Annotated in this window: 9 protein-coding genes and 1 pseudogene; all 10 read left to right on the top strand. The window is 30.4% G+C overall.

The window, feature by feature from the left end; genetic code table 11:
- The first annotated feature begins 126 nt into the window (after window positions 1-126).
- Entirely contained in the window at window positions 127-420 is a 294-nt protein-coding gene (gene esxA / locus HMPREF3241_RS09835) for a WXG100 family type VII secretion effector EsxA (protein WP_002458326.1), read from the top strand.
- Window positions 421-555: 135 nt separating this feature from the next.
- Window positions 556-3606, top strand: coding sequence for a type VII secretion protein EsaA (esaA, locus tag HMPREF3241_RS09830; protein ID WP_002446969.1), 3051 nt, complete (start codon window positions 556-558; stop codon window positions 3604-3606).
- Complete coding sequence (gene essA / locus HMPREF3241_RS09825) at window positions 3607-4038, top strand: type VII secretion protein EssA (RefSeq protein WP_002496637.1); 432 nt, start codon at window positions 3607-3609, stop codon at window positions 4036-4038.
- Complete coding sequence (locus tag HMPREF3241_RS09820; protein WP_002446971.1) at window positions 4035-4277, top strand: EsaB/YukD family protein; 243 nt, start codon at window positions 4035-4037, stop codon at window positions 4275-4277. The genes essA and HMPREF3241_RS09820 overlap by 4 nt, the downstream gene beginning before the upstream one ends.
- A 15-nt stretch (window positions 4278-4292) precedes the next feature.
- The gene (gene essB / locus HMPREF3241_RS09815; RefSeq protein ID WP_002490433.1) at window positions 4293-5618 is read left to right on the top strand and encodes a type VII secretion protein EssB; all 1326 of its coding nucleotides are present in this window, start codon (window positions 4293-4295) and stop codon (window positions 5616-5618) included.
- A gap of 21 nt (window positions 5619-5639) precedes the next feature.
- The gene (essC, locus tag HMPREF3241_RS09810; protein WP_070853641.1) at window positions 5640-10091 is read left to right on the top strand and encodes a type VII secretion protein EssC; all 4452 of its coding nucleotides are present in this window, start codon (window positions 5640-5642) and stop codon (window positions 10089-10091) included.
- A 2-nt stretch (window positions 10092-10093) separates the two neighbouring features.
- Complete coding sequence (locus HMPREF3241_RS09805) at window positions 10094-10366, top strand: TIGR04197 family type VII secretion effector (RefSeq protein ID WP_002458321.1); 273 nt, start codon at window positions 10094-10096, stop codon at window positions 10364-10366.
- 38 nt (window positions 10367-10404) lie between these two features.
- Complete coding sequence (locus HMPREF3241_RS09800; RefSeq protein ID WP_002458320.1) at window positions 10405-10800, top strand: YwqH-like family protein; 396 nt, start codon at window positions 10405-10407, stop codon at window positions 10798-10800.
- Window positions 10801-10813: 13 nt separating this feature from the next.
- Window positions 10814-12475 (top strand): T7SS effector LXG polymorphic toxin, encoded by a 1662-nt coding sequence (locus HMPREF3241_RS09795; protein ID WP_070853640.1) that lies wholly within the window; start codon window positions 10814-10816, stop codon window positions 12473-12475.
- Between the two features lie 19 nt (window positions 12476-12494).
- A pseudogene (locus HMPREF3241_RS09790) lies at window positions 12495-12783 on the top strand (DUF5079 domain-containing protein); the annotation flags it as partial.

Genomic DNA, 12783 nt, shown 5'->3' with positions numbered 1-12783 from the left:
CACTTATCCAAGAACTTTATGTCCCGGACTCTAGTTATTTGTATATTATTTACATAAGATACTTTAAATTTAAATTTTACTGTATCTTGTAGAAAATACAATCAAATTTTCAGGAGGTTTCTAATTATGGCAATGATTAAGATGAGTCCAGAGGAAATCAGAGCTAAATCACAATCTTATGGACAAGGTTCTGAACAAATACACCAAATTTTAGCTGATTTAACTCGTGCACAAGGCGAAATCGCAGCAAACTGGGAAGGACAAGCTTTCAGCCGTTTTGAAGAACAATTCCAACAACTTAGTCCTAAAGTTGAAAAATTTGCTCAGTTATTAGAAGAAATCAAACAACAATTAAACAGCACAGCAGATGCTGTTCAAGAACAAGACCAACAATTATCTAATAACTTCGGTTTACAGTAATATTTTGTTGAGGCGGGAAAACCTAACAGTGGATTAACAAACAGTGTTTGTTAAGGATTATCAGTTTATACATTGATATAGAAGGGGTCTCGCCTCTTCGTTTTATTAGTATTGGGTTAGAAAGGGAAAAGAAACATGACAAAGAAAAATTGGATTTATCTTTCCAGCGTAATCTTAATCATCATTGTTGCTATAGTAGGAATGATTGCCTTTGTCCATTTTAAATATGGGAATCAGACTGAAGATAATACACAAAAAGAAGTTAAAAATAGTGAAAATATACATATTGCAATTGTCAACGAAGACCAACCAACTAAGTATAATGGAAAAAAGATTGAATTAGGTGAACCATTTATAAAAAAATTATCAAAAGAAAGTAATTATAAATTTGAAACTGTAACACGTAGTATTGCGGATTCAGGATTGAAAAATGGTAAATATCAAGTCATGATTGTGATTCCTAAAGATTTCACAAAATTAGCTATGCAATTAGACAAAAAGACACCGTCAAAAATGTCTATTCAATATAAAACTGCAGTTGGTCAAAAAGAGAGTATCGCTAAAGAAACTGAAAAAGTTGTAAGTAATGTACTTAATGACTTTAATAAACATTTAATTGAAATCTACTTAACAAGTATTATAGATAATTTGCATAATGCCCAAGAAAATGTAGGCGATATTATGAAGCGTGAACAAGGTGTTAATAACAACTTCGCAAATTATTTATTAAATCCATTAAATGATTTTCCAGAATTATTCACAGATACATTAGTGAATTCTATAACTGCAAATAAAGGTATTACAACGTGGATACAACAATATAATCATTCACTATTAAGCAGTAATTCAAATATATTTAATATTAGTAATGATTTAAGTGCTTCATCTATAGTTCAAGACCAAGATGAGTGGTTTGAAGGAAACTTATCAGCAATGGAACAAATATTAGAAGATTATCAATCTCAACGAGACAATGTCGATATAGAAGACTATATCAATCATTTGAAACAAGTTGATAATCAACTCGATAAACAAGCAGATGCTAAAGATCAATCTAAAGAAGAATACAAGAAAACATTTAAAGATCGCTTAAGCAAAGTCAAGGATGATGTTAAAAAGCAAGAATCGCCTTTTACTGACGAGATGATTGAAGATTACAGAAAAGAATTGACTAAATCAATGAGGGCACAACTAGACGATAATCAAGATCTTAAAGATGCTTTACAACAAATTAAAGACGACAAACAGAAAATGCAAGATACGATGATTAATCATTTAAGAAATGACATTGAAAAAGACAAAATAGGTCAAGATCAAAACTATATCTTAAATATGTCCGAACAAGACTTGGATAATGCAGGACTATCCTTAAAAGCTACGAGGGAATATAAATCTATACTTAATGATGTTCAACAGTTCAAAGATGAATATAATAAGGCTCATCCACAAGACCTTATTAAGCAACAAGATTATAATGGTGAAATCACGGCAGACGATACATCTAAGTTGATTAACGAAGGTGTGAAATTCGAACGTCATGAAACGATTAAAAGTCGCGATATCAACCAATTAACTATTGCGACCGATCCTAATTTTGACTTTGACGGATATGTATATGTAAATGACAAGAAATATGACATTAAAAATCAGGATATTAAATTAGATACAACGAAGAAATCATACGATGTGGAAATCAAAGGTACAGCTAAATTAAAAAATGATAGTAAATATCAATCTGAATTTTTAAAAGATAAAACAATGAAATTGCAAGTGTTATTTGGTCAAGCAGATAAGAAAGATAACGCTAATAACGATACGAATGAAGAACCAGATAGAGTGAATGTTGTAGACTTATCTATTAATCATAACTTAGAGGGTGAATTGATTAGTGGAGACTTAGATCAACAGTTACGTTCATTAGATAAGTTCAAGTCTCATTACGATATTTTTAAAGATTTTAATTTAAATTCAGATAAACCAACGATTGATAATAAAGCCATTGTAGATATGATGGTAAATCAAGTCATTGATGATATGAAAAACTTTAAAAATGATAAATCACAATTATTAAAACAAATCGATGGATTAGATAATTCTTCAGACAAAATGATTGAAGATGTAATGAACAATCAAGATGATATTAAGAAAAACAAAAAAGATATTTCAAATCTTATTAGTGACCTGAGTCAAGCTGAAAAGACACTTAATGAAGAACCTAAGACGCCAAAAATTGATAAAGATAAAGGTGAAGAATTTACAACATTATCTACGAATCTAGACGATCAAGTAAGTAAATTATCAGAGAGAAGTACAAGCTTACTATCTGATGTACAAAATTCTAAATCTAATGCAGATCAAATTAGTGGAGAGTTAAACCAATTAGATGATAATGTTAATAATTTACATGCAAGCGGTAGAGCGCTAGGTACAAGAGCAAATGATTTAAATGAACAAATGTCTAATAATGACAAAAAGAACCAACTTTTTGCTAAAGATTTTGAAAAAGTACTTAAAAATTCTAAAGATGGGGATCGTCAAAATGTCGCATTAAAAGACTTTATGAGTAATCCAATTCAAAAGAAAAATTTGGAAAATGTATTAGCAAATAATGGTGATAAAGATACTATGTCTCCTACGATTTTAGTACTGTTGATGTATTTAATCGCAATGATGACAGCTTATGTATTTTACAGTTACGAAAGAGCAAAAGGAAGTCTTAACTTAATTAAAGATGAATTTAGTAAAAATAATAGAATGTGGAATAACGTGATTATTTCCTCAATCATCACATTGACTGGTTTAATAGAGGGTGTTGTCATTGGTCTAATTGCTATGAATCAATATCACATTATGCCAGGTTATAAAGTTAAGTTTATGTTTATGATTATCATGACAATGATGCTATTTGTATTAATCAACACTTACTTATTCAGACAACTTAAATCAATTGGTATGTTTATCATGATGACTACATTAGGTATTTATTTTGTTGCGATGAATTACTTCAATACAAATCATACGTTAAACAAATTCTCACCATTATCCTATGTAGATACTATGATATATAACTTCCTGAATGCAGAACATCCAGTTGGAATGGCATTATTCATAATGTCAGTGATTGTAATTATTGGATTTGTACTTAATATGTTTATCAAGCACTTTAAGAAAGAGAGGCTCATCTAAATGTTAATAGAAGGTTTAATGACTATGACATTATTAACAGCAGATAGTCCCAGAGGAAGTCTCGATATTCAAGTTGATCAAGAGGAAAAGGAAAATGTAAACAAAGATTTAAATCAATATGATACAACTTTATTTGATAAAGACAGTAAAAAGGTAAATGATGCACTGAAAAAGCAACGAGAGAAAAAAGACAATAAAATAAAAAATGGTATGTTTCAGAACCAAGCGAGTAAAAATACTCGCTTGGATGAAACTAAAAAAGTATTGTTTTCCCCAACGAATGCTGAAAAAGCTGTGGAGAGTGATAAAAGTCCCTATATTCAAAATAAACAGGAGAAAAATGTAGTTCCTTATATTTTATTGAGTATAGGGGCTTTTTTAACAGTTGGGTTTGTCATATTTTCTATTAGAAGAGGGAGAAGGCAAAAATGAAACAACATAAAAAAGTGACATTCGATTTTACGAATTATAACTACGGAACTTATGATTTGGCAGTACCAATACACATGTCAATGAAAGCATTGTTACCATTAGTATTGGAAAGTTTAGATATTCATTTGAGTGACATAAGCAACCAAATTAAAGTAATAACGAAAAATCAACTTTTAGTTGAAAATGATAGGTTGATAGATTATCAAATTACCGACGGAGACATATTAAAATTACTATAGGGTGGATAAAAATAAATGGCTAATAAAAAGACAAGTGAGTTAAAGGATTTAGAACCACTAGATCGTCAAACTAATGATGAAAAGCATGAAAGAAGAGACATGAGAGAAATACCTAAGACATCCATTAAGAAAGAACAAAGTCATCTAATGTATTTGTTAGAGCAACATACATCATACTTCCTTGATGCAGAGTTAACAGAACTACGTGATAACTATCAAGTGCATTACCATATTACAGAACATAATATTCCTTTTGAAAAAATTAAAAGTTTTTCCAAAAATGAAAAGCTGAGATATTTATTAAATATTGGAAAATTAGAAGAACTTAGAGCAACACGTTATACCTTTAATTTATCTCCAGACGAACTTTACTTTACAAAAGATGGACTTCCACTCATGAAGACAAGAGGATTAAAGAATATTGTAGAACCATTACCGTTGTCTGAAGATGATTTTCTTTTACGATACAAGTCATTAATTATTACAGCTTTTAATCAAAAAGTGAATTTCGATGCGCTTGTTGAAGGAAATTTAGAACTACATAAAGGAACACCTTTTGAAAATAAAATTATACAATCTAAGAACTTGTCTGAACTTAAGCAATTTTTAACAGAACAATATAATAAGCAACAGTCAGATTATACACAGAACTTTTCATATGTCCGAAAACGAAAATACAATACTTTTAAATGGTTAGGAATAGCAATGAGTATTATTGGCGTGTTATTAATTGCTTGTTTAGCTTATCTGTATTTCTTTGTTATGAAGAATGAAGAACAGGTTGAAAAAGGATATCAATCTTATGTCAAAGCAGATTATACACAAGTACTTAATGACTACAAAGATTTAGATGGTAAAAATCTTGATAAAGAGGCACTCTATATCTATGCGAAAAGTTATATTGAAACAAACAAGCAGGGATTAGAAAAAGATAAAAAAGAGAACTTGCTTAATAGCGTTACACCAGATGCCAATAAAGATTACTTATTATATTGGATGCAATTGGGGCAAGGACATTTAGATGAAGCTTTAAATATTGCTACTTATCTAGATGATAACGATATTACAAAATTAGCTTTAATAAATAAATTAAATGAAATTAAAAATAATTCAGATTTATCTAATGATAAACGTTCTGAACAAACGAAAAAATATAACGACAAATTACAAGACATCTTAGATAAAGAAAAAGAAGTTAAAGATGAAGAAGCTAAAGAAAAAGAAGAAAAGGCTGAAGAAAAAGACAAAAAAGTAAAACAGCAAGAAGAGAATGAGAAGAAACAAAAAGAACAGGCAGCAAAAGATAAAAAGAAACGTCAAGAAGCAGAACGTAAAAAATAGTATAGGACTGAGTAACTAACTATGCATAGATTAATTATTGAATACCAGAATCAATTGAAAATGTTAAATTTAAGAAATCAAAAGACATATACCATTAGTGGAGATAAGTCAGCTGACATTACATTAGACAATTTTAATGATGTGATTCATTTAGAACAGAATGAACAAGGTACATGGCAAGCTAATCATTCTTCTATATTTAAAGGACAAGAAAGAAAGACGAATGATGGTAATGTGTCGTTATACCTATTTGATACTTCAAACATAGCATCCTTTGCTTACCCAAATACACGAGACGTGATAACCATAGGTCCTAATGATTATGATGATATTAAAATTGCTGAACTTTCGAATGTCATTATGATTAAAAATTATGCTGAAATTGGACAGACTGGATGTGTTCAGTTTGTACATAATGATGATTCAAAATTATACATCAATTATGAACTTAGTAATGACAAATGGAGCAGAGCGTACATCGGGGATCATGTCTTTATCAATGGGGTTTGGTTTGAAGTGCAGTCCGACGGTTTGAAAATGATGAGTCACGAAACTATGATTTCAGATTTAATCAGACTTAATCAAGATACACCAGATGCACAATCAGATGATTATAACGATTACCATCGTTCACCAAGAATCATTCATCGTGAACCTACTGAGACAATTAAAATTGAAAAACCGCCGCAACCAATTCAAAAGAATAATACTGCGATATGGCGTTCCATCGTTCCGCCACTCGTAATGATTGCATTGACAGTAGTCATCTTTTTAGTCAGACCAATTGGTGTTTATATTATTATGATGATTGGTATGAGCATCGTAACGGTTATCTTTGGTATTACAACTTACTTCTCTGAGAAAAAGAAATATAAAGAAGAGGTCGAAAAGCGGGAGAAGGATTATAAAAAGTATCTTAGTGATAAGTCATCGGATATCAATAAAGCGATAAAAGACCAACGATTTAGTTTGAATTTCCATTATCCAACATTATCTGAAATTAAAGATATTGTTGAAAATAAGGCACCTAGAATTTATGAGAAAACATCACATCATCATGATTTTCTACATTATAAATTAGGTATCGCTAATATTGAAAAATCTTTTAAAGTCGATTATCAAGAAGATGAATTTGTTCAAAGAAGAGATGAATTATTTGACGATGCGAAAGAACTTTATGAATTTTATCAAGAAGTTGAAAAAGCGCCATTAATTAATGATTTAACACATGGTCCAATTGCTTATATTGGTGCCAGACATTTGATTATTGAAGAGTTAGAGAAGATGACGCTTCAACTTGCCACTTTCCACAGTTATCATGATGTGGAAATGCTATATGTGATTAGAGAAGATGAACGTGACACCTTTAACTGGGCGCGTTGGTTACCTCATATGACATTGAGTGCTTTAAACATAAGAGGGTTCGTCTATAATCAGCGTACACGTGATCAAATTTTGACCTCTGTATACAGTATGATTAAAGAGCGTATTCAAACAGTAAGAGAAAAAAGTAAAAGTAATGAAAAAATCGTATTCACACCACATTTAGTATTTGTGATTACTGATATGTCACTTATTATCGATCACGTTATTTTAGAATATGTGAATCAAGATTTATCAGAATATGGTATTTCATTAGTATTTGTGGAAGACGTTATTGAAAGTTTGCCAGAACACGTGGAAACAATAATAGATATTAAATCTAGAACTGAAGGCGAACTTATTATGAAAGAAGAAGAATTAGTGCAATTGAAATTCACGCCGGAAAATATTGATGGTATTGATAAAGAATATATTGCACGTCGAATTGCTAATCTTAATCATATTGAACATATGAAGAACGCAATTCCTGATAGTATTACATTTTTACAAATGTATGATGTTAATGAAGTTCATGAATTAGATGTTGTTAATCGTTGGCAGCAAAATGAAACATATAAAACAATGGCAGTACCTTTAGGTGTAAGAGGTAAAGACGATGTATTATCACTTAACTTACATGAAAAAGCGCATGGCCCACATGGTTTAATTGCAGGTACAACAGGTTCTGGTAAATCAGAAATTATACAGTCTTATATCTTGTCTCTTGCAGTGAACTTCCATCCACATGAAGTCGCATTTCTATTAATTGACTATAAAGGTGGGGGTATGGCGAATCTGTTCAAAGATTTAAAACATCTAGTAGGAACTATTACGAACTTAGACGGTGATGAAGCTATGCGAGCTTTAACATCTATAAAAGCAGAATTGCGTAAACGTCAAAGATTATTTGGAGAACATGATGTTAACCACATCAATCAGTATCACAAGTTATTTAAAGAAGGTATAGCAACTGAACCTATGCCACATTTATATATTATTTCCGATGAGTTTGCTGAATTGAAATCAGAACAACCTGATTTTATGAAAGAACTCGTTTCAACAGCACGTATTGGTCGTTCTTTAGGTATTCATTTGATCTTAGCGACACAAAAACCATCTGGTGTGGTTGATGACCAAATATGGTCTAACTCTAAATTCAAACTTGCTTTGAAAGTACAAGATAGACAGGACAGTAACGAAATTTTAAAAACACCAGACGCAGCTGATATCACATTACCAGGACGTGCATACTTACAAGTCGGTAATAATGAAATTTATGAATTATTCCAGTCTGCTTGGAGTGGTGCGACGTACGATATCGAAGGTGAATCATTAGATAATGAAGATAAAACAATCTATATGATTAATGATTATGGTCAATTACAACCTATCAACAAAGACTTAAGTGGATTAGACGATGAGGAACCAGCTGAAACTCAAACAGAACTCGAAGCAGTGATTGATCATATTGAGGATATTACAGAGCGTTTAAATATACCGGATATTAAACGACCTTGGTTACCACCATTACCTGAGATAGTATATCAATCAGAGTTAACTGAAACAGATTTCAACAAATTATGGACAGACCAACCTAAAGAAGTCGAATTAATTTTAGGATTGAAAGATGTGCCAGAAGATCAATATCAAGGACCGATGACATTGAAGTTAAAACAAGCAGGTCATATTGCATTAATTGGTAGCCCTGGATATGGACGGACGAACTTCCTGCACAATGTCATTTTTGATGTGGCACGTCACTATCGACCAGATCAAGCACATATGTATTTATTCGATTTTGGTACAAACGGTTTAATGCCTGTCAGTGATGTTCCACACGTCGCAGATTATTTCACAGTGGATCAAGAGGATAAAATTGCTAAAGCCATTAAACAAATCCATCAGATTATCGCCGAACGTAAAAAGTTATTAAGTCAAGAACGTGTGATTAACATTGATCAATATAATAAAGAAACAGGAAAAACAGTGCCCAACGTCTTTATCATCATTGATAACTATGACACAGTAAAAGAATCACCTTTCGTCGAAGATTATGAAGAAATGATGGCTAAAGTGACAAGAGAAGGTCTAGCATTAGGTGTTTACATTATCTTGACTGGTTCTAGATCAAGCGCCGTTAAATCATCTATATTTACTAATATTAAGACGCGTATTGCACTATACTTATTTGAAAATAATGAACTAACAAACATCATTGGCTCATATAAAAAAGGTGTTAAAGATATTAAAGGACGTGCAGCCATCAACGATGACAACTTCACACAATTCCAAATTGCACAACCATTTGAAGTGAAAGAAGGGCAAACCTACAATAGTTGCATCAAAGATGAAATCGCACAAATGAACGAACACTACGTAGGTGAATATCCTGCACACATTCCGATGATGCCAGAAAAAGTACTTCGAGAAGAGCTAGAAGCTAAATACGACTTTGAAAAAATCATTTTAGAAGATCATAAACTGCCAGTAGGATTAGACTTTGAAGACGTAGAATTGGTTAGTTTAGATGTTACAAAGCCTAGTATTATTACTGCTGTAAAACCGAACGAACATGAATATTTAAGTCGAATTATTATGAATCAATTAGAAGTATATAGCAAAAACAATATGGTTATATTAGTTGATGTGGATGAAAATATGAATTCGTATTCGGAAAGTGTTTCATCATATCATTCTTCACCTTCTGAATTAAATATGATTCGTACTGGCTTTAAACAAGAAATTGCTTCTAGAAAAGAAGGAAAACGATCTTGTAAAGAACGTAAAATTGTATTCATTAACAACATAAAAAGATTTAACCAAATTACAGGAATGAATGAAGATGAAGTGAGGATGTTATTTAATGAAGGTCCAAAATATAATGTGATTGTAATAGCTAGTGGATTGTATTCAGACACAATAGGCGCATTTGATCGAGAAAGTAAAATGTTGACACGTACAGTCAATCAATCAATTATTGGACATAAAATTTCTGAGCAAGAATTTATTAAAGTGAAAGATCAATTTGGTGAACCAGAATTAAAACCTCAAGAAATGTATATCGTGGATAACCAAGAATATAAAAAATTAAAAGTAATAGAGGATGTTTAAAGATGATAAAGTTAAATCAGTCTTCAGTAACTGCTGATATTAAAAATATACGCAACAATAGTCAAGGGATAATGAGTGAAAATGGGGAAGTAAACTTATCAAAGACCAATTTAGTAACATTTACAGAATATGTTGATATGTACGAAAGCTATAATAAAGCTATTTCCAATTATGAATCTATAGTTTCACAAGATGTGGAAGCAATGCAAACAACTGTTAATGAAATAGTGGCGAACGATAGTGATATCGCTAATCAAATTGGGCAAAATAATTAATATATGAAAAGCATATATTTTTATCATGGAGGGTATAAATGAGTAATAAATTCGCAATAAGACAACAAATTTCTCAGAAAAAAAGTGAAAAAATTGAAAAAAACACTGAATTAACAGGATTAAATGGTGATTTGGAAAGATTAGAGAATGCATTAAAAGATGTTAAATCAGCAAAAGATGATTTTAATCAAGCTAAAAGTTCTTATGATAAAACTAAAATAACAGATTCTGATTGGAAAGGAGAAACTAGAAATAAAAGTAATAAAAAAAAGCAGGAAATAAATTCAGAATTGAAAAATGTTAACCAAGATTTTGAAAACGCAGAAAATGATTTAGAGGATGACATTTCGAAAAAAAATAAAGAAATAAAAGGAGTTGAAAATCAAATTAGCAAATTATCTCATGATATAAAGGTACTGGAAGCTAAATTATAATGGAGGGATAACAATGGGAACAAAAGTTGATATGACTGAAGTTCATAATATGAAAAAAGCAGTCGAAAGTTCTCTTAAATCAGTTGATTCTAATGTTGACCAATTAAGTTCAAGTATGTCCAAATTGATTAATACAGATGGATTTGAAGGGAAAGCTGCTTCAAGTGTTAAGAATTATACAAATACCTTTCATATAAAATCAATTAATAAAATCAAAAAAATAAATAGAGATTTTAAGTCTGATTTAGACAAGTCCATTAATAAATTTGAGTCAGAAGTAGATAATAATCAAGCAGCGATTTTAGACGAAAGTAAAATTAAAGAATATAAAAAGGAAATAGTTGATGCATTAAGAGATGCATTTAAGTCTAGTGATGATGCAAATAATGCGATAAATGATGTGTCAGATTTATCAACAGCAAAAAAAATAAAATATGATAATCTGTCTAATAAGATGGCAGATTTTAATAAACATATAGATAAAACTTTAGAAAAACTTACTTCGTTCGATGCTAATAATTCTATTGATGGTGACAGAACTGATAATTTAATTACAGAATTAAGTGGGCTTAGTTCTTACGTTAAGGGCTTATCTTCTAATAGAGCAAGAATCAGTTCAACAACTAAAAAGATAGAAAAAGCAATCGCCAGACATCAAACAAGCCAAGAATTAATAAAATGGCAAAAGTATCTAGAAAAAACAAGTGACACAATTTATAAGAAACCCTTTAATAAAAATGCTTATGATGCTATGGTTCAAGCTGGCAGAGAATATTTCGCTTTAAAGGCAATTGGTAATGGTAGTGCAATGAAAGGTTTTAAAAAATATAACAATACCAGAGACATAAACAAATTAATAAATAATATGGATAAAAAACAATTGAGAAAAATGGCAATGGTATTTAATACAAATAGAGATAATATTAAATTAAAAAATGCAATAAAAAATACTGGTGAATTTGTTAAAAATAATCCATTTAAAAAAGGTAATTTAGTTAATTGGATGTCTAAAGTACAGGAATATGATAATAAAACTGCTGAAATATTGAAAAAAGACTTGAAGAATAAAAATTTTCAATATAAGTTTGGTGACGCTAAAAAGTTCTTTGATGCAAAAGAAATGAAAAAGGCGGCATCAACTGAATTTAAAAATACTTTTTCTAATCAAAGTTTTAGAGAAACATTTTTGAAGAAAGAAAATTTAAAATCAAAATCCGCAATTCAAAAAAACATAAAAAAATATTGGAATGAAGATATAAAAGGTGTAGCCAAAGATTTTAAAAACAAAAATATTTTAGGGAAGTTAGGAAAATTGACAAAAATGGGAGGGAAAGCATTAAAACCATTAGCTGCTATTACCGCTATAACAGATAATATGAGTAAAGATTCACTGCAAGAAAAATTAGTAGGTGCAGGAGTGGACTTATCAATCTTAGGTGGAAGTGCAGCAGCAGGTGCAGCAGTAGGAACTGCTATACCAATCCCTGTAGTAGGGACATTAGCAGGAGCTGGAGTTGGTATTTTAGCAGGTATGTTAGGAGATATTAAAGTTGAAGATAAGGCAGTTAAAGATATAGCAAAAGATAAAATTAATAATTCAATAGATAATAGTAAAAAAATTGCTAAAAATTCATGGAATACTGTAACTAAAGGTGTAAGTTCAGTATTTAGTTGATAAAAGGAAGGTGTACATTATGGAGGAAAATCTACAAAAAAAATCAATAGAATCAATTCAACATTCACATTTAATAGGATTATCATTAGTGAATTTCATTATTTTTGGATTTTACTATTTTATATATTCAGGTCCAGGTATAAGAGGTAATATGCCATTATATATGAAAATATATTTAATAGTATCATTATTATTATGGCTGACTCTTTATTTACAAGAACGCGAGTATATTTTTAAGAACTATAATCGAAAAAATTATAAGTTCAGAGTTGCAATATATATGAGCATCAATTTACTTTCAGGATACA

Origin of the sequence: Staphylococcus sp. HMSC34G04 (assembly GCF_001838765.1) — a bacterium.
GTDB classification, from domain to species: domain Bacteria; phylum Bacillota; class Bacilli; order Staphylococcales; family Staphylococcaceae; genus Staphylococcus; species Staphylococcus epidermidis.
Note: the sequence above shows the minus strand (reverse complement) of the source record. Positions and strands in the feature narration are given on the sequence as shown.